General features: G+C 63.9%; 19 protein-coding genes. 10 read left to right on the forward strand and 9 right to left on the reverse strand.

The features are described from left to right. Nucleotides 1–24: 24 nt before the first annotated feature. The 4 genes from CKO23_RS12730 to soxX all read right to left on the reverse strand — a co-directional run bounded on the left by CKO23_RS12730 (nucleotide 25) and on the right by soxX (nucleotide 2,789). Nucleotides 25–702 carry a rhodanese-like domain-containing protein gene (locus tag CKO23_RS12730; RefSeq protein ID WP_200331701.1) on the reverse strand — a complete coding sequence of 226 codons (678 nt, stop codon included), beginning with the start codon at nucleotides 700–702 and terminating at the stop codon, nucleotides 25–27. 55 nt (nucleotides 703–757) lie between these two features. Next, nucleotides 758–1,312: a hypothetical protein gene (locus CKO23_RS12735; RefSeq protein ID WP_200331703.1), complete on the reverse strand. Its 555-nt coding sequence runs from the start codon at nucleotides 1,310–1,312 to the stop codon at nucleotides 758–760. 90 nt (nucleotides 1,313–1,402) lie between these two features. Next, the gene (gene soxA / locus CKO23_RS12740; RefSeq protein WP_200331705.1) at nucleotides 1,403–2,242 is read right to left on the reverse strand and encodes a sulfur oxidation c-type cytochrome SoxA; all 840 of its coding nucleotides are present in this window, start codon (nucleotides 2,240–2,242) and stop codon (nucleotides 1,403–1,405) included. A gap of 196 nt (nucleotides 2,243–2,438) precedes the next feature. Beyond that, nucleotides 2,439–2,789: a sulfur oxidation c-type cytochrome SoxX gene (soxX, locus tag CKO23_RS12745; protein WP_200331706.1), complete on the reverse strand. Its 351-nt coding sequence runs from the start codon at nucleotides 2,787–2,789 to the stop codon at nucleotides 2,439–2,441. Nucleotides 2,790–3,219: 430 nt separating this feature from the next. Between soxX and soxB the strand changes: the two genes are divergently transcribed. The 3 genes from soxB to CKO23_RS12760 all read left to right on the forward strand — a co-directional run bounded on the left by soxB (nucleotide 3,220) and on the right by CKO23_RS12760 (nucleotide 6,808). After that, nucleotides 3,220–4,995 carry a thiosulfohydrolase SoxB gene (gene soxB, locus CKO23_RS12750; protein WP_200331708.1) on the forward strand — a complete coding sequence of 592 codons (1,776 nt, stop codon included), beginning with the start codon at nucleotides 3,220–3,222 and terminating at the stop codon, nucleotides 4,993–4,995. A 232-nt stretch (nucleotides 4,996–5,227) separates the two neighbouring features. Beyond that, nucleotides 5,228–6,397: a zinc-binding metallopeptidase family protein gene (locus tag CKO23_RS12755; RefSeq protein WP_200331710.1), complete on the forward strand. Its 1,170-nt coding sequence runs from the start codon at nucleotides 5,228–5,230 to the stop codon at nucleotides 6,395–6,397. A 75-nt stretch (nucleotides 6,398–6,472) separates the two neighbouring features. Beyond that, entirely contained in the window at nucleotides 6,473–6,808 is a 336-nt protein-coding gene (locus tag CKO23_RS12760) for a hypothetical protein (RefSeq protein WP_200331712.1), read from the forward strand. Here CKO23_RS12760 and CKO23_RS12765 read toward each other — a convergent pair. The 3 genes from CKO23_RS12765 to CKO23_RS25655 form a co-directional block, all read right to left on the reverse strand. Continuing rightward, nucleotides 6,805–8,187 (reverse strand): MBL fold metallo-hydrolase RNA specificity domain-containing protein, encoded by a 1,383-nt coding sequence (locus CKO23_RS12765; RefSeq protein WP_200331714.1) that lies wholly within the window; start codon nucleotides 8,185–8,187, stop codon nucleotides 6,805–6,807. The genes CKO23_RS12760 and CKO23_RS12765 overlap by 4 nt on opposite strands. Nucleotides 8,188–8,369: 182 nt before the next feature. Next, complete coding sequence (locus tag CKO23_RS25650; protein ID WP_242482410.1) at nucleotides 8,370–8,498, reverse strand: LOG family protein; 129 nt, start codon at nucleotides 8,496–8,498, stop codon at nucleotides 8,370–8,372. A gap of 43 nt (nucleotides 8,499–8,541) precedes the next feature. Next, a complete protein-coding gene (locus CKO23_RS25655; RefSeq protein WP_242482411.1) occupies nucleotides 8,542–8,913 on the reverse strand; it encodes a hypothetical protein in 372 nt (123 codons plus the stop codon). A 178-nt stretch (nucleotides 8,914–9,091) separates the two neighbouring features. Between CKO23_RS25655 and CKO23_RS12775 the strand changes: the two genes are divergently transcribed. The 3 genes from CKO23_RS12775 (at nucleotide 9,092) to gloA (ending at nucleotide 11,018) form a co-directional block, all read left to right on the forward strand. Continuing rightward, a complete protein-coding gene (locus CKO23_RS12775) occupies nucleotides 9,092–9,571 on the forward strand; it encodes an Hsp20 family protein (RefSeq protein ID WP_200331718.1) in 480 nt (159 codons plus the stop codon). A 165-nt stretch (nucleotides 9,572–9,736) separates the two neighbouring features. Next, the gene (locus tag CKO23_RS12780; RefSeq protein ID WP_200331720.1) at nucleotides 9,737–10,528 is read left to right on the forward strand and encodes a phosphodiester glycosidase family protein; all 792 of its coding nucleotides are present in this window, start codon (nucleotides 9,737–9,739) and stop codon (nucleotides 10,526–10,528) included. A gap of 85 nt (nucleotides 10,529–10,613) precedes the next feature. Further along, on the forward strand, nucleotides 10,614–11,018 hold the full coding sequence (gene gloA, locus CKO23_RS12785; RefSeq protein WP_242482412.1) for a lactoylglutathione lyase: 405 nt from the start codon (nucleotides 10,614–10,616) through the stop codon (nucleotides 11,016–11,018). An 84-nt stretch (nucleotides 11,019–11,102) separates the two neighbouring features. Here the strand turns inward: gloA and CKO23_RS12790 are convergent, their stop codons facing one another. Further along, nucleotides 11,103–11,789 (reverse strand): MarC family protein, encoded by a 687-nt coding sequence (locus CKO23_RS12790; protein WP_200331731.1) that lies wholly within the window; start codon nucleotides 11,787–11,789, stop codon nucleotides 11,103–11,105. 316 nt (nucleotides 11,790–12,105) lie between these two features. Between CKO23_RS12790 and CKO23_RS12795 the strand changes: the two genes are divergently transcribed. The 3 genes from CKO23_RS12795 to CKO23_RS12805 all read left to right on the forward strand — a co-directional run bounded on the left by CKO23_RS12795 (nucleotide 12,106) and on the right by CKO23_RS12805 (nucleotide 16,011). After that, nucleotides 12,106–13,791 carry an ATP-binding protein gene (locus CKO23_RS12795; RefSeq protein WP_200331738.1) on the forward strand — a complete coding sequence of 562 codons (1,686 nt, stop codon included), beginning with the start codon at nucleotides 12,106–12,108 and terminating at the stop codon, nucleotides 13,789–13,791. Between the two features lie 165 nt (nucleotides 13,792–13,956). Then, on the forward strand, nucleotides 13,957–14,448 hold the full coding sequence (locus CKO23_RS12800; RefSeq protein WP_200331740.1) for a hypothetical protein: 492 nt from the start codon (nucleotides 13,957–13,959) through the stop codon (nucleotides 14,446–14,448). 174 nt (nucleotides 14,449–14,622) lie between these two features. Then, nucleotides 14,623–16,011: an HDOD domain-containing protein gene (locus CKO23_RS12805; RefSeq protein WP_200331742.1), complete on the forward strand. Its 1,389-nt coding sequence runs from the start codon at nucleotides 14,623–14,625 to the stop codon at nucleotides 16,009–16,011. A gap of 29 nt (nucleotides 16,012–16,040) precedes the next feature. Here CKO23_RS12805 and CKO23_RS12810 read toward each other — a convergent pair whose 3' ends face one another. After that, the gene (locus tag CKO23_RS12810) at nucleotides 16,041–17,399 is read right to left on the reverse strand and encodes a 3-coathanger stack domain-containing protein (RefSeq protein WP_200331744.1); all 1,359 of its coding nucleotides are present in this window, start codon (nucleotides 17,397–17,399) and stop codon (nucleotides 16,041–16,043) included. Between CKO23_RS12810 and CKO23_RS12815 the strand changes: the two genes are divergently transcribed. Beyond that, a complete protein-coding gene (locus tag CKO23_RS12815; protein ID WP_200331746.1) occupies nucleotides 17,398–17,661 on the forward strand; it encodes a hypothetical protein in 264 nt (87 codons plus the stop codon). The two genes, CKO23_RS12810 and CKO23_RS12815, sit on opposite strands and share 2 nt — an antisense overlap. Nucleotides 17,662–18,175 lie beyond the last annotated feature (514 nt).

Raw genomic sequence — 18,175 nt, forward strand, 5'->3', positions numbered from 1 at the left:
GCTCATGAGCGGATCGCGATCGGATCAGGGCTCGACCACCGTGAGCCCGACGCTGACCCAGTCTTGCATGCCGCCGCGGTACCACTTGAGCTTGTGCAAGGGGTAGCCGATGTCCACCAAGGTGCGGATGTTGGCCGTGGATTGCGGGCACCAGATGCCGTTGCAGAAGAGGACGAGGGTCTTGGCCTGGCTGAAGTCCCAGCCCGAACCGTCCGCCTTGCGATCCACACCGAACTCGTCTTCCAGGATGTGATGGAAGCTATCGGCCTCGGAGGGCGTCTCGAAGGTGCCGGCGGTGTCGCGGTTGATCTTGTTCCAGGGGATGTTGACGGAGCCCGGAATGGTCCCGCGCATCACCCAATCCGGGGTGCGGGAGTCGATCACCAGGATGTCGTCCTCGCCCTTGGCGATGCGCTGAAGAAAGCTGAGGAGTTCAATCTCGCCGACGGTTTCGACGCCGTCGACCGCGACCATCGGTTGCACGCAGAAGGGCGGGCAGCCGCGATCCGTCTTCTGGAAGATGGCGGGCAGTGTGGCATGGGGGTCGTGTCCGCGAGAGACGGTGACGGGTTTGCCGTTGTTGAGAACTTCGACGCTCTCGAGCGTTCGACTGATCTTGTTCTCGGCGGCGAGCGTGGCGCCTGGTACGGCAATGCATGCAATGAGCGCGAAGACGAGCGTGGGCGTGGTTCTCTGTGTCATGTGATTCTCCTGGGCACGCGATTGAGGCGGATGTGTCCGACGTCTCGGCGGCGGATCATGGCTTGCTGGCGACGTAGGAGGGGAAGTCGGCGTCCTTCTCCTGCATCGCTTGCTCGTAGCCGAGCTCACCCTGTCGTTGTGCCTTGGTGGCGAGCGTGATGGCGTCCTCGAACTTGCCGGATTTCAGAAGCCCTTCGGCCTCCGCGATCATGTCCGCCGTATCGCGCCATTCGCCGCCGACGGAGGCGGCCTTCTTGCGCGCCGTCTCGGCGGCATCAATGGCCTGTTGGGCGCGTTGGCTGATCTCGGTGTCGCCCGTGTCGCCGCTGGTGGCTTGGGTGTAGGCGAAGGTGTCCTGCATGCGCGCGGCGGTCGCGATTTCGACGGCCTTGGTGTACTGCCGCGACGGCAGCAGCTTCTCGGCCCTCTCGATCATCTGAGCGGTGTCGAGCGAGGCGGCATTCGCCTCCTTGGCCTTCGCGTGCGCGGCCTTGGCCTGCGCGATCGCTTGCTCCGCCTCGACGCGGTGCGTTGCCCATGCGTTGCCGATGGGCAGCGCGATCAACAGGGCGGCGACCAGGGCGCCCATCGACAATGTCCGAATCTTCATGCTGAAAATGCTCCTCTCGTCTCTTCTGCGCGGTGAGGCGGGCTGCGTGAGCCCGCCTCTCCCCTCGTGGCTGTCTGAAGGGTGCCGCCGCTATTTACGTGCCCCGGGTCCGTTCAGCTCGAGGCCGTTGTTCATATAGGTAAGGAAGAATTCGAGATCCCGATATTCCTCGCCCTGCGGCTTGAACGCCTTGGCGCGGACCTGCTCGTTGCAGCCCGCGAAGCGGCGGTGGAGGGTGCCCATCTCACCCCACTTGGAGCGATAGACGGGGAAGTGAGTCGTGTGTCCGTAGGCCGGACTCAGGATCTCCGTTCTGAGCGTGCTTCCAGAGTTGCCGAGGTGGCAGTGGGCGCAGGAGAAGTTCAGCTGACCGCGGCGTGCGAAGTAGAAATGCTTGCCCTTCTCGTAGGCCTCCAGCGCCCGTGGATCGTCGCTCGGGATCTCGACATTGGTGATCTGCCCGCGCGACTGGTAGGTGATATAGGCCTCCAGATCGGCCAGCGGCCCCTTCTTGTAGCCGAGCGGCTTCTCCTCGTTGGCCTCGCGGCAATCATTGATGGCCAGGGGCAGCGTCATGACCATGCCGCGCTCGCGGTCCCAATAGGGGTACTTGCCGGCGATGGCGGGGCCGTCCGGGAAGCAATCCTTATAGGTCTTGCCATTGGCGAAGGGGGTGTCCCACATGGTCTCGCCACTGCTGATGGCGTTCTCGTAGGGGGGGAATTCCTCGATCGCCTCCCAGTTCTCGCGCCCGATGGGGTCGATGGCATAGGCGCCATTCTTGAAGTCGTCCTGAGGGACATTGGGGAATCTGGACTTGAAGTAGGCTTGGAAGCTCTCCTTGTCCTGCTCCGGCGTTGCGGCCGCCAACGGCAGGGTGAGGGCGCAGGCCAGACTGGCCGCGATCAGGGTGATGGTGTTCTTGGTCATAGCGTGGTTGCCTCGGATAGTGGTCGCTTGGGAACACGCATAAATGCCATCGGGTCCGTGGACCCTGGGTGCCAAGCGGTTCTCAAGTGCCCGAGCAGTCGGAAACGGGGCGAATCCGACATCGCGTCGCATCAAACGGCGCGCTGGGGGCCGATGCGTCGATCGGATGCCGGGTGGGCATCGATTCAGCGTCTCGTTACAGCGACCAGACGAATTCGACGACGTCCACGAAATCCTTGTTGGAGAGGATCTCGTTCTTACCGAACGGTGGCATCACCGCCTCGGGGTTCTTCACCGTGGCATCCCAGATCTGTTCGGCGAGCACCTTCTTGGACGGGAAGCGGGTTTGCATGGCAATGAGGACAGGCCCGATGGCGCCGGGACTCTCGGATCCGGCCATGACGTGGCAGGCAACGCAGTTGCCCTTGGAGCGGTCGTTCGCGACGACCTTGCCGGCCTGCGCGTCACCATCAAGCACGAGATCCGGCGGCAGATCGGCCCAGGCGGTGCCTGTCACCAGGGTGGAGAGTGCCAAGGACAGGGCCATCAAACCTTGTCTAGGCGAACGGAGAGCGACGTTAGACGGGACTAACACTGGCGAAACCTCCTCGACGTTTTTGCTTTGAGTGCCGCAGACCCTGCAGTTGCGAGATCATTGGCTGGTGTGGTGCGTTTTGGCTCGCGACCTCCCTTGGCTCGGCCTCCTACCCCGAGCGCGTCTGGTGCTGAATCCTAGCACGGTCGCGGGCATGGCGATCCAGTCCCACAATGGCCTGGCCGAGCTATAGCATGCGGACGCTCCAAGCGCCCGCAAAGGTGCGTTCGTCGGTTGGGAAACTGGCGCTCCGGCCAGACATAGGAGCCGTTGCGCGGGAATGGGCCGTTCGGCGCCGCGCAGCTCGATCCAATAAGAATGTGCCAATCAATTGCCAATCAATAAGAACCTGCTCTCGAGCTCACAGGAGGATTGTCAGTCAATGTCCCTATCTCGACGCGAATTCATCCGACTCATGGGTCTGGCCGGAGCGGCTGGACTGCTTCCCGTATCCGCCCTTGCGGCGAAGAAAATGCCGGCGGATCTCTATGAGCTCCCGAAATTCGGCAATCTGAGGCTGCTGCACATCACCGACACCCACGCCCAGCTCAATCCGATCCACTTCCGCGAGCCAAACGTCAATATTGGGATCGGCTCGGCCGCGGGCAAGCCGCCGCACCTGGTCGGTCAATTCCTCTTGAAGCACTTCGATCTCGCGCCGGGCGGCATCGAATCCCATGCCTTCACCTATCTCGATTATGTCGAGGATGCCCAGAAGTTCGGCTCGGTGGGCGGATTCGCGCACCTCAAGACCCTGGTCGATCGTCTGCGCGCGAGCGCCGGCGACGGCAACAGCCTGCTGCTCGACGGCGGCGACACTTGGCAAGGCTCCGGCACGGCCTATTGGACCCGCGGCATGGATATGGTCGGCGCCTGCAATCTGCTCGGCGTGGATGTCATGACCGGGCATTGGGAGTTCACCTATCGCGACGACGAGGTCATTCGCAATATCGAGGCGTTCAAGGGGGACTTCGTCGCCCAGAACGTCAAGGTGCGCGAGGAGGCCCTGTTCGACTACCGGTTCGAGGACTTCCCCGGCTTCGACGAGGATCGGGGGCTGGCATTCGAGCCCTACACCGTGAAGGAGGTGGGCGGCGTGAAGGTTGCCATCATCGGCCAGGCCTTCCCCTACACGCCGATCGCCAATCCCCAGCGCTTCATCCCGGACTGGACCTTCGGCATTCAGGACGGGCGCATGCAGGAGATCGTCGACGAGGTCCGCGAGAAAGAAGATCCCGCGCTCGTCGTGGTGATCTCGCACAACGGCATGGACGTCGATCTCAAGATGGCCTCGCGCGTCACCGGGATCGACGTCATCTTCGGCGGACACACCCATGATGGCGTGCCCGCGCCCAGTGTCGTGGAGAACGCCAGCGGCAAGACCCTGGTGACCAACGCCGGCTCCAACGGCAAGTTCGTCGGTGTCATGGATCTCGACGTCAAGGACGGCAAGCTGCGCGACTACCGCTATCGTCTCCTGCCGGTCTTCTCCAACCTGATCGAGCCGGATCCGGCGATGGCCGAGTACATCGCCGGCGTGCGTGCCCCCTACAAGGGCAAGCTGGAGGAGAAGCTGGCGACGGCGGACGATCTGCTCTACCGGCGCGGCAACTTCAACGGGACCTTCGACCAGGTGATCTGCGATGCGCTCATGAAGGTGCATGACGCCCAGATCAGCCTCTCGCCCGGCTTCCGCTGGGGCACCACCGTGCTGCCCGGCCAGGCCATCACCATGGACAATGTGATGGACCAGACCTGCATCACCTATCCGGAGACCTATCGGCGCGAGATGAAGGGCTCCGACATCAAGGCGATTCTGGAGGACGTGTGCGACAACCTCTTCAACCCCGATCCCTACGTTCAGCAGGGCGGTGACATGGTCCGGGTGGGCGGGCTCAACTATGTCTGCGATCCGGCCGCCGGCATTGGCGAGCGCATCCAGGACATGACCCTCGATGACGGCACCCGAATCGATGCCGACAAGAGCTACGTCGTCGCCGGCTGGGCGACGGTCGGCAGCCAGTCGCCGGGCGAGCCGATCTGGGAGACGGTCGCCACCTATCTGCGTGACATCAAGACGGTGAAGATCAAGCGCTTGAACACGCCGAAGCTGAAGAACGTCGCCGGCAATCCGGGGATCGCCGACTACTCGGCGTGAGGCCGTCGGGCCGGGGCATCGTCTCGGCCCGGCAAGAGGCAAGATCGTCGATGGGCGGCGTCCGCGCTCGGGGCTCATCTTTGAGATATTTCGCGGACCTGCCCATCTGCGCGGTCGCCGAACGGTCATGGACTGCGCTGAATGCCTCTGACGCGCCTTGGCGCTTCCAATGCGTTCTCGACGATAATCGCGGCTTGTCCAAGTCCTGTCGTGTGATCGAGGAGCGCGGGCCATGAGAACCTTCTGCTGTCAGATGTGCGGACAGCCGGTCTATTTCGAGAACAGCCATTGCACCCACTGCGGGGCGACGCTCGGCTTCCTGCCGGACGAGCTGCGCCTCTCCGCCCTGGTCGAGGAGCGGGAGGGAATCTGGGAGATCCCGACGGAGGGCTGCCTTCAGGACAGGGATCTCGCCTCCAGCGGATTCTTCTCGCGCTGGTTCGCCCGCCGCGCGGAGCAGCCGGCGCTGACGGCCAAGCCGCACAAGCGCTATCGCAAGTGCGGCAACTACAGCCAGCACAACACCTGCAACTGGATGGTGCCGGCCGAGTCAGCGGAGCCGTTTTGCGCGGCCTGTGGTCCGAACCAGGTGATCCCTTACCTCAATCGCCCCGGTAACCTGGACAAATGGGCACGCATCGAACGCAGCAAGCGCCGGCTCATCTACGGCTTGCTGCGGCTCGGACTGCCGGTCAGGAGCAAACACCAGGATCCCGAGCGGGGCATGGGGTTCGCCTTTCTCTCCAACGTCGATGCACCCTATGGGCAGCCGGTGCTCACCGGGCATGCCGATGGGCTCATCACCATCAACATCGACGAGGCGGATCCCGTCAAGCGCGAGCGCACGCGCCTCGATCTGGACGAGAAATACCGCACCCTGCTCGGGCATTTTCGTCACGAGATCGGTCACTACTACTGGGATCGGCTGGTCCGCGACAGCCTGCGTTTGGGTGACTTCCGCGCGCGCTTCGGCGACGAGCGCATCGACTATGGGCAGGCCCAATCCGACTATTACGCCAGCGGCGCGCCCGCGCATTGGCAAGACTGCTTCATCAGCGCCTATGCCAGCATGCACCCCTGGGAAGACTGGGCCGAGACCTGGGCGCACTATCTGCACATCGTCGATACCCTGGAGACCAGCGAGCACTTCGGCATCAGCATCTCCAGGCGCCTACCCAATGGGAGCTTTCAGCGCGCCAACCCGGACTTCGATCCCTACACCATCAAGGGTTTCGTGCCCATCATCCAGAACTGGATCCCGCTGACCTTCGCGCTCAACAGCATCAACCGCAGCATGGGCCAGCCGGACCTCTATCCCTTCGTCCTCTCCGAGACCGTCATCGACAAGCTCGCCTTCGTGCACGACCTCGTGAAGACGAGTCGGGACGAGATGCCCGATTGAGCCGGGCTCGGAGGCGCACCCTGGCGCACCTTGCGTGGTGCCCGCCATCACCTTCACCACTGAGCGAGAGTCCGCATGAGTCAGCAAGAACCCACTGAAGACGACCTGATCCGCCTGCTGGTGAACGCCTGGGTCGCTCGGCGCGCCGGCACCCTGGACAGCGAACAACGGGCGGTGCTGGAGCGCGAGCGTCCGCACTGGGAGTGCGAGGCCGCCACGCTGATCGCCGAGGGGATTCTGGGCTACGTGACGGTGGAGATGGTCGAGCCGGACCTGGCCTACAACCGAACGGCGGATTCGGAGGAGTCCATCTCCCAAGAGGAGCTGGCCGCCCGGCTCGGGGCGCACATGCTCGACTTCGTCGACTATCGGGACGATCTCGCGCGCGTCCGTGGCGCCAAGCCGCACTAAAGGCCCAGGCTCTGGTTCTGCCGCGGCATCACCACCTCCGTCCCCTGAAGCTGATCCGCAAAGGTCCGCATGGCGGTTTCCTCGCCGTGCACCAGGATGGTCCGCTCGGGCTTGATCGCCCGGTGCCAGGCCAGGAGTTCATCGCAGTCGGCGTGGGCGGAGAAGCCGTTGATGGTGTGCAGGTGCGCGCGAACCGGGATCTCGTCGCCGAAGAGGCGCACGCGCTTGGCGCCGTCGATGAGGATGCGCGCCAGGGTGCCCGGGGCGGCGAAGCCGACGAAGATGACGCTGGAGTCGCGCCGCCAGAGGGTGTGTCGCAGGTGGTGGCGGACACGCCCGCCGGTGCACATGCCGGAGCCGGCCATGATGACCGCGCCGCCAGCGAGCTGGTTCAGCGCCATGGATTCGGTGCTCTCGCGGGTGAAGCGCAGATTGGGCGGCGCGAAGGGGTCCGTGCCCTGCTCGAAGAGGGCGCGGGCCTCGGCGTCATAGCACTCGGGGTGGCGACGGAAGATCTCGGTCGCGGAGATGGCCATGGGTGAGTCGAGAAAGACCGGCAGGTGCTTCGGCAGCGCGCCCTGCTCGACGCCCTCGCGCAGGTAGTAGAGCACCTCTTGCGCGCGCTCCAGCGCGAAGGTCGGGATGATGACGTTGCCGCCGCGCGCCAGGGTTGTGTCGATGGCGGCATAGAGTTCCTGGATGGAGGGCGCCAGCGCCTTGTGGCGGCGGTCGCCGTAGGTCGTCTCCATGACCAGGGTCTCGGCGTGCGGCGGGATGTGGGGATCGCGCAGGATGGGGCGGTCCTTATTGCCGAGATCGCCGGAGAAGATGATCGCCTTGGTCGCGCCGCCCTCGCGTGCTTCCAGGCGAAGACTGGCCGAGCCGAGGATGTGACCGGCATCGTGGAAGGTGACGCTGATCCTGTCGTTCAGCGGGATCGGCTTGCCGTAGTCCGCCTTGCGGCCGAAGAGGTCCATGGCGTTGAGTGCGTCGAGCGTGCTGTAGAGGGGCTCGGGTAGGGAGCGGCCCTGGCGGTGGGCCTTGCGGGCGAGGCGTTTGGCCTCTTCTTCCTGCAGATGGGCGGCGTCGAGCAGCACGACCCGGGTCAGCTCGCGTGTCGCGGCGGTCGCGATGATCTCCCCCGCGAAGCCGCGCCGGGCCAGCAGCGGGATGCGTCCGCAGTGGTCCAGGTGCGCGTGGGTCAGGAGCAGGACGTCGATCGCGCGCGGGTCGAAGCCGAAATCCTCGGCGTTGTCCTCGTCGATCTCGCGCCCGCCCTGGAAGAGTCCGCAGTCGACCAGCACGCGCAGCCCGCCGACCTCGATCAGATGGCAGGATCCGGTCACACTCCGATTCGCGCCGTGGAAGGACACGTTCATCGCAGGTCTCCCGTGGGCGGCGCCTCGTCGTCATTGACGAGCGTGCCGCCATTGATTCGGTGCCACGCCTCGATGCCTGCCCAGGCCTCTTCGGCGCTCTCTGCATACCAGAATAGCTCGGCATCTTCCGCGTCGATACTCCCGACCTCGAGCAGGTAGTCCGCATCGAAGACGTTGCGCCACTAGGTCTCGCCGATGAGCACGACTGGCATGGGCGGGATCTTGCGCGTCTGCATCAACGTCAGGGCGCCGAACAGCTCGTCGAGCGTGCCGAAGCCGCCGGGCAGGGCGACGATGGCCCCGGCTCCCATGATGCCGCAGACCCATACAAAACTCCCCAGGGGGAGGCGACATCTATCCTGACAGAGGGGGATCCGGTGACTCAGCCGCGGCGTGCCGCGCATCGGACAGCTCGCGCCGAGCGGTCTCCGGCTCGCGCAAGCGGGTGCTGACGAAGACGACGATGCAGCGGTGTACATCGTTGTCGGCGAGACACTGCTCGGCCTTGAGGTCGTCGAGCTGGAGCCGGATGCCGCGCGTGGCGTCGGTATAGAGGAAGTCGACGTCGCGGTCCGGCTTGCGGTAGGCCGGGTGTCCCGTGATGGCCGCGATCCGGGCGGCGGAGTCGGCCTCTTCCTCGGTCGGCTTGGGGTGCTCCCAGGGCAAAGGCTCTCGGCGCTGCGTCGGATGGGCCGGTTTGGGCGGGCTGGCATGCGGCTGGCTCATAAGCGGTCTCGGCTCCTGACTCAATCCCTTTTGAAAAATCGGTTGGCACTCCCCTTGACAGAGTGCCAACGTATCACTACTTTACATAATGCAAGCAGTCGCCCACCTGGGGACTGTCACGCTGGCGGTTCGAACGAACGCCAATTCCTTGTTCATATTGCTCATTGGAGAATATGCCATGACAACTCTCGACTTCTCACCGCTGTTCCGCTCCATGATCGGTTTCGATCGGTTGGCCAACTCCCTGGAGACCGCCTACCGCAGCGAGCCCGGCGGCTATCCGCCCTACAACGTGGAGCTTCAGGACGAGAACCGCTACCGCATCACGCTTGCCGTCGCGGGCTTCACTGACGAGGAGCTCGACATCGAGGCGAAGGAGAATCTGCTGACCATCTCCGGTCAACGTCGCGCCACGGAGGCGCAGGGTAATTTCCTCTATCACGGCATCGCGAACCGTAGCTTCGAGCGCAAGTTCCAGCTGGCCGACTATGTGAAGGTGGTCGAAGCCAAGTTGGAGAACGGCCTGCTGCACATCGACCTGGTGCGCGAGGTGCCCGAGGCCATGAAGCCGCGCCGCATCGAGATTCGCGGCGCCGGTCCCGGCCAGGCGATCACGCACGACGTGCGCGAGCCTGAGCAGGCCAAGGCTGCCGCCTGATGCGTAGACGCTGAGGCATTGCGTCTGAAGTAGGGGAGGCCGGGCAAACGCCCGGCCTTTTGCCGTTGTGGGCCTGGCATCCTCTCGCTTGACCCTGATGCCCCAGCGGACCATGCTCGACGCCCCTGCGCGAGCCACGGCCATGGCCCCATTCCTGACACCTGCATGCCTTCATTTCGCCTGATTCCTCTCTTGCTCCTGCTCATCGCCGCCAATGCCCGTGGCGCAGACTGGGCGCCGACCTGGACGGCGGGTCCGCCCGACGACGCGCGGGCGCTCTTCTATGCCAAGCGAACCGCCGTCCGCGCGTCCGACGGTCAGGCGCTGACGGCGCATCTGGCCTTCTTCAGCTCACCGGCCTACCGTTTGAAGGTTGTGGATCTGGGGGCGGGCAAGGAGCCTAAATACGCGACGCTCACCGAGGCTTTTCGGGCCGAGGGTTGTCTCGCGGGTGTCAACGGCGGCTTCTTTCACGCGGACTGGCGGCCGGTCGGGCTGATGGTCTCCGATCAGGGGCGCACCAATGCGCTTGAGCGGACCAAGCTCTTGAGCGGCCTGATCTACAGCGACGCACATGGCGTCCATCTCCTGCGTCGGGGGCTGTTTCGCGACCACGCGGGCATCACCGCCTTGCTGCAGACGGGGCCTTACCTCGTCGATGCCGGCCGAGGCGTGCGCGGTCTGTCGCGGTCGAAGCCGGACCCGCGGACCTTCATTGCGACCGACTGGCGCGGACATTGGGTGCTGGGGGCCACCGCGAGCGCGCTCAGCCTTGCCGAGCTGGCGGATGCGCTCGCCTCACCGGGAGCCCTGACCGCGTGGCGGATCGATCGCGCCATCAATCTCGACGGCGGCTCATCGACCGGCTTCTTCTTCGATCGGAGCGATGGCGAGCGCCCGGTCGTTTTGAAACCCTGGAAGCGTGTCCGCAATCTACTGGGTGTCGCCAAGCGCTGAGAGCCTGTGCTCAGCGATGCCGCTCCCGAGCCTGCTTGGAGACCGGCAGGCACCGACAACGTCCGATCACACCGAGGCCAGACCCATGAGAATCCTTCACACCATGCTGCGAACCGGCAATCTGCAGCGCTCCATCGACTTCTATACCCAGGTGCTGGGTATGACGCTGCTGCGCCAGAGGGAGTACCCGGAGGGCGAGTTCACCCTGGCGTTCCTCGGCTACGGCGCGGAGTCCGAGCAGACGGTCATTGAGCTGACCTACAACTGGGGCGTCGAGCGCTACGAACTGGGCGATGCCTATGGCCATATCGCCATCGAGGTCGATGACGTCTATGCGGCTACCGACCGGATCCGGGCGCAGGGCGGCAAGATCCTCCGCGAGGCCGGTCCGATGAACGCCGGCACCACCATCATTGCCTTCGTTGAGGATCCGGACGGCTGTCCGATCGAGCTGATCGGCGCCGGGCAGATGGGTGCGAAGCAGGGTTAGCGCGTTCTGCAAGCGGCGGCTCGGCCAGATCCGGGAGCATCCGGGGGCGAGCATGCCAAAGTTGCGCGAGAACGCGCGGCGCCGTCATGGCAGCAGCGTTTTTGCCGCTCCCGCGAGTCCATCCAGCAGCATTTGCACGCCGATGACCGCCAGGATGAGCCCCATGATCCGCGTCACGACGTTCATTCCGCTCTGGCCGAGGAAACTGACCAGCCGCTCGCCGAAGAGGAAGAAGAGCAGCGTGATCACGCAGAGCAGCGCGAAGGCGAGGATGGTTACGAGCATCTCGCTGAGCGTTCCGGTGGAGGCGAAGTTCATGGCGGTGGCGATGGTGCCCGGACCCGCCAGGATGGGGATGGCGAGCGGCGAGATGGCGACGCCGAGCGCGCTCTCCAGGCTGTCCGCGCGGTCCGATTCGGTTGGGTGGTGCACGCTGGAGGGACTCCCGTGCAGCATCTGGTAGCCGATGAGGGCGACCAGCACCCCGCCGGTGACGCGAAAGGCGGGCAGGGTGATGCCGAAGAGCCCGAAGATGACCTTCCCCAGCAGCACGAAGGTCAGGATCAGCACGAAGGCGGCGAAGACGGCCTTCACCGCGATGCGCCGGCGCACGGCGTGCGAGTCGCTGGCCGTCAGCCCGAGAAAGACCGCGGTGTTGGCGATGGGGTTCATGATCGCGAAGAAGGCCATGAACACGGAGGCCATGTGGCCGAGCAAGGGGGTGAGGTCGGTCAGTGAGAGATGGGCGAGGGAGAGATCGGGCACATCCATTGGCGATGGATCCTGGTTGGCGCGTATCGCACTATGATGCCATATCGTTGCCCGCTATCGCGTTCGCGCATGCCGGCCCTCTTCATGCCCATGGGCTGCGGCAGCATCGACGGCTGCTTCATCCTTCCCGACCCAAGACCGACTGCCCCGTCCGCCTCGGCCACGGCTTGCCCGAGGCTCCGCGCCAAGGACCACCGCTCAGTCGGGCCTGCGGGTCCAAGCACGCTATCTGTGACCTCTGTCCTGCCACGCAGCGCCTGTCTGGGTGACAATCGCCTCTGGATGCACTCTTCTGCAACAAGGAGCCCGGATCGTCATGTCAACGCCTGAGTCCACGCTGATTGGCCGTATCGTCGATGTCAAAGGTGGGTGTCTCGTGGCCACCCTCTTCCCCGGGGAGGAGGGCTTCGCCGCCTCGCGCACGCTCAATCAGGAGACGCTCCCCATCGGGCAGCTGGGTAGCTTGGTGGAGGTCAGGGACCGCGCGGGTCATGTCCTCGCCGAGGTGTCGCGCGTCGTGGAGGACGCCCGGGATGTGCCGAATCCCAAGGATGACGGCAGCGGCGGTCTGCGTCAGGTGACGGTGCGTGAGCGGCGCCTGGAGCTTACACCTCTGGGCGAGATCAACAGCGACGGTCGCCTTGAGCCTGGGGTGAGCCGCTATCCGGTCATCGGCGCGGCGGTCCATCTGATCGTGAGCACACGCCTGGCGGCCCTGATCTCACGCAAGACGCAGGGCAGCCTGGAGCTGGGGCGTCTGTCCGTGCGTCCCACGCTGATGGCGACGCTGGATCCCTCGGCCCTCTTCGGGCGGCATTTGGCGATCCTCGGGCAGACGGGCGCGGGCAAGTCGTGGACGCTCTCCAGTCTGATGCAGAGCGTGGTGAAGGGGATGCCGCGCTCGCACATGATTCTGCTGGATCTGCATGGCGAATATGGGTGGAAGACGAAGGACGGGCCTGTCGAGGGCATCTTCCCGCCGGGAACGGCGCGCTATATCGACGCCCGCGAGCTTGAGATCCCCTACTGGCTGCTGACCTACTCGGAGCTGGTGGATCTCTTCATCGACCGCACCGATGCCAATGCGACGGTCCAGATCGCGTTCTTGCGCGAGGCACTCTATTCGCTGCGCAAGCAGTCCAATCAGCACATGGGGTTGGAGCGTCTCTCGGTCGACTCGCCCGTCTACTTCCCCATCGAGGAGCTCTATGCCAAGTTCAAGAAGGCCAACGAGGAGAAGCTCGAATTCGGCAAGGTCAAGGGGCCGTTGTTCGGCGCCTTCGATGACTTCCTGGTGCGCTTTCAGTCGCTCTACAACGACGGTCGCTACGATTTCTTCATGCGTCCGCGCAAGCACAACAGCTCGGCGACCCTCGAAGGCCTGCTGCGCGACTTCGTGGGTCTGGGCGAGCCCAAGCGTCAGGTGACGGTGATCGACCTGAGCCCTGTGCCGGTGGATCTGCGCCCCATCGTCTCGGCTCAGATCGCTCGGCTCGCCTACGAGTTCAACTATTGGAATCCACGCCGGCACGAGTTCCCGTTGCTCCTGGTCTGCGAGGAGGCGCACCAATACATCCCGAGCGAGGCGGACACTCGATTCGTCGGGACGCGGCGTGCCATGGAGCGCATCGCCAAGGAAGGGCGTAAGTACGGTGTCAATCTCTGCATCGTGAGCCAACGGCCGACGGAGTTGTCGCAGACCGTCCTCTCCCAATGCGGCAACTACCTCTGTCTGCGTATCTCCAACGCCGACGACCAGGAGTATGTGCGCCGATTGCTGCCGGAAGGCGCCAAGAACCTGGCGGACATGTTGGCCTCGCTGCGCCGTGGCGAGGTGCTGGCGGTCGGCGATGCCGCGATGCTGCCCTCCAGGATCCTGGTGCATCCGCCGAATCCGGCGCCGGCCAGTCATGACGCGCCGCTCTCGAAGAGCTGGAGCGAGGGTCCCGACGATCTGGATGTCGCCGATATCATCAACCGCTGGTGGCGCCAGGTGCGTTGATCCGTTGCGGCCAGGGGAGGCCGGCACGCGCAAAGAGATGGGTGACGGTTTCCCGGGCTCCGCCGTATGCTTGCGCGTCCATGGTTCAACGCGCCCGATGCTTGGCTCCGCGCGGCCAGCGCGCCGTCGAGTCGCACTCGCTCACAGCAGGTCACACCCAATCTCATGACAGAGGCCGCCCATCCGACGCCAGGCTCGCCCCGCGCGCTTTGGCTGATCCTCGCGGCGCTTGTCCTCGGCGCGATCGCGACGCTGGGCTACAAGCTCTGGCCGTTGCTCCACCCGCAGGTGCGCGAAGTCGCGGAGCTGAACCCGACGTGCGACCTCAGGCGCGGCCCCTGTGCGGTACGCTTTTCCGGCGGCGGTTCGGTGAGTCTGGAGATCCGCCCAGGTGACATCCCCACGTCAGCCCCTTTGACGCTCAGGGTTCAGGTACGGGATCTCGACAGCGAGCGTGTGGAGGTGGACTTCGCCGGGGTCGACATGTACATGGGCTTCAATCGGGTTGAGCTGAGCCGGGTCGAGCCTGGGCGGTATCAGGGGCAGGGGATGATCCCGGTGTGCGTGCGTGCCCGCATGACCTGGGAGGCGCGCGTCTTGATCGACACGCCGGACGGTCTGATGGCCGCGCCCTTTCGATTCGAGTCCGCGCGCTGAGGTGGTCGCGGTGGTGGCGCCGCCGCGCGCCGGTGAGCAGTGCCTGCATCCCGCGCGGGGAGAGCGTCGGGCAGCCTCGGGGTTCTTGCGCCATGAAGCGCTGGTCTTGGCCTCGCCGCGGCCCGACGGCGAGGCTGCGAGAGCAGCCGTTGAGCTTGGTTCGGAGGGATGACGATGAGCGTGCTGTGGAACCGACTGAAGTCTCTTCTGCCAGGCGCGGTGGACGATCAAGCGCCGGAGGTCGCCGCCGCGATGACGGCCGTCCTAGACCTCCACGCCTTTCCGGGCCTCTCCAAGTCGGATGTGAAAACCCTGCTCGATGCGATGTCGTTCGTCCGCCTGGCGGCGGGGCAGCGGCTGCTGGAGCGGGGCGAGACCATGGATCGGATTTGCTTGGTCCTGAATGGCTGCCTTCACCTGAAGCAGGCCAGCGGGATACCGCTCGAAACCTTTGAGCCGGGCGATTGGATCGGCGACGTCGAGCTCGATGTCTCGGAGGCCGACCACAGCACAGTGATCGCTCGAACCTCGACGATGCTCCTGGCGATCCGCAGGCAGCAAATCGCTGACTTGGACGAGGCGCGGCAGCGCTATCTGCGGACGCGGATCACGGCTTCACATCTGGCGCGACTTCGGCGCCTCCGGCTTGAGATCGAGGCGCTTTCCGAGCGGCAAGACCTCTTGGCGGATCTGCTCTACGCGTCGCGAACCCGGAAAGGGGTCGGCTTCGCCCAGTCTCCGGCGGTCAAGCTGCTGTTCTCGAAAATCAAGGCGCTGCCGGTCTCCAGCATCACGCTGCTGAACAAGATGCTCGACGAGCGCACCACGAAGAACGAAATCGTCGAGCTGGTGACCATGGATCCCTCCTTGACCAGCACCTTGTTGCGGGCCGCGAACACGCCGCTGTTCGGTTTCCGGCAGAAGATCACCCATGTGGGTCACGCCATCGTGCTCATGGGGCACAACATCGTGTATCAGATCATCATGTCGGAGAGCATGCGGCAGAGCCTCCCGGATACGCCCTTCTTCAACGAGCTGCATCGTCGGGCGATCGAGGTGTCGAGAATTGCCTTCACGGTCTCCGAGTCGCTGCACGCGGGCCGCCCGGCCGAGGTTGCCACGCTGGGGCTGTTGTGCGACATCGGCTTGGTGGTCATGGAGCTGCTCAAGACCTACAACGCCGGCTTGGGTCTCTTATTCGACGATCTCGATCCCGCGGAGATGGGGGCGGAGTTGCTGCGCGGCTGGCAGCTACCGGATGTGCTCTGCAAGAGCGTTCAATTCAGCCGCCATCCGGAGTTTGCTCAGCCCCATCGGATTCCAGTGGAGGTGCGCGCCAACGTCGCCGCGCTCTATCTCGCGCGCTGCTGTTACGACGACCTGCATCGCATCGACGATGCCTCGCCGAGGCTCTTCGCGGCGGATTACCTCAGCGCGATCGGTTACCCGGATCTAACGCCAGAGCGGCTGCTTCGCGACCGGGTTCTGCCGAAGCTCAGGGCGCAGCGTCGTCACCTGCCCACCTCCTTGGCCGCGTCCATCGAGACGGCCCTGCCGACCTGAGCGCGCTGTCAGGCCGTCTCGGGTTCAACTCAAAGAACGGCCGAGCAGGTGACCGGGCCGATCGATCCGTGGAAGCGCCCCCCCGCCGCAACCCTGAATCCATGACCGAGCGCGATCGAGCGGGACGCTTGGAAGACGACATCGGCGTCATCGAAGACAATCACGGGGCCATGGGTGCTCAGTGTGGTTTCAGCGCGGATGTACCAGTCGCCATGATAATCCTCACCCTCGATGACCTTCGAGCCCGCGTGGCAGATCTCCTGGGGGGAGACATCATTGGGGGCGATGATCAGCGTATTGCTGACTGGATCGAAATTGTTCGTCATGCTGCCCCCGGTAACAAAGAGATTGCCGTTGGGAAGTAGGCTCATGCCCGAGTTGCCCAGTGAGTAATTCAGGACATGCCCTGACTCAGACTGCTCTAGATCGCCATCGGAGAGATTCACGGAGAACAGGTAATATTCATGTCCTGATCCATTATACTCCGTATTCAGGGCGAGGATTCGCACCTTTCCGCGGATCCGATCGACGACTGGCGGATGGAAGGAGAATTCAGTTGAGTCGGGCAAGGGAGGGTTGGTTTCGAATTGGGCGATGACCTTGGTCGCCGGGTCATAGGTCAATAGCCGGTGTGCCGATACGCTACCCGAGGATTTGAAGGCGAGGAATAAATACCTACCGTCATCCATGCGTTGGTCCTGTACCGCTATCGGCTTGCTGGATGCAGTGATACCCCACCCCATCTCCGGCGGGAAGAGTGAGTCCTGCAGGACAGCGAAGGAGTTGGTATTCACGTCATAGACTTCGACTGCATCGATCGGTGCCCCGCCCTGATAGGGATAGCCGCCCATGACGACCCCCTGTCCATCGTCCGCGGGTAAGACGATCGTGTAGGCGCGGGGCACGTTCAGCGGCCCAGTGGGGGTGAAGGTGCGCGTGCTTGGGTCATAGATCTCACCATAGGTATGAGCGTCACTCTGTATCCACCAGCCGCCCGCGATCAGGGCCTTGCCTCCAGTCAAATAGGCCGCGCCGCAGCCCGTTCGCAGGCGGTTCAGCGTGTCCGTCGCTGAAAAGAGCTCTGTCGTGGGATCGAAGGTTTCCGCGGTCACATAGCCTGGCACACCCCAGTCCTTACTGCCACCGGCGAGCAGCACTTCGCCGCTGTCACTGACCGCGAATGCCGGCCAATCATGGCTGTAAAGCATGTTCAACACTTGGAACGATGGGGCGCCGTCATAGAGGATTTCAGCTGTGTTGAGGGCGGTGAAACCTGTCCCATGCCCGCCGAAGACCACGACCGTGCCATCGTTCAGGGTCAGCTGCGCATGCGCCATGCGCGGCAGGTACATTGGGGTGGCCGGTGTGAACTCGACGTCTAGAGCCATGCAGGTGCCGCCTGTCATAGCCGTTAGTGAGAACATCGCAAGAACAGCAAATCTCGCCATTGTCATCGTCGTAGCTCCTCGTTTCTCAATGAAAAATACGTTGGACGCATGTGTCGATGAATCGAGCGAGCGTCCAACTTCATCTGTCCAGTTATTTCGCAAGCATCGCGTTATTGCAGGCTCGCGCATCAATGAATTATTTAACAAGGCGACTGCTCTCGGAAGATGCCCCGATATCGCCGCCATTCTTTCCGATGGATAGATCGCTTGGATTGCTGTCAGGTCAATGCTCTTGGCCCGATGCGTTCTATCCAGGATCTGTGCGTTCTGTCTCTTATTTTAGTTGATCGAACGTCATGACAGAACCGCAGTCCGTCGTAATCCGCTTTGATCTCGATGATATGCGTCGTTTCGTGTCCATGAGTCCGTGAGTAGTTTCAGGAGTAAATCATTGCAAATAGGCGAATTTACACGGCGCTATCAGTTCTTTGTCTGGATGCTTCTGTCAGGCTCGGGTGCTTGCAGCTTGGTATTTCGTGTACATGGTGAGTTCGATGCTTGAGTCCGGATCGCCATCAGGCATCTGGGCTTCCTGCTGACTTGTCCGCGGTGTGAAGATCGCCGACACCACCAGTGCAGGCATCGCGCGGCAGATGCCAGGCCGGACACGTCCTGGAACCAGTGGGACCGTCCGAGCAACGGATCTAGACGGGGCGCTGTGACGGAGCGTGCCGGTTGCAGATCACCTGCGGTTCCGGCTCAGGGCGTCGCGTCAA

It is taken from the genome of Thiocystis violacea, assembly GCF_016583565.1.
In the GTDB taxonomy this organism is placed as follows: domain Bacteria; phylum Pseudomonadota; class Gammaproteobacteria; order Chromatiales; family Chromatiaceae; genus Thiorhodococcus; species Thiorhodococcus violaceus_A.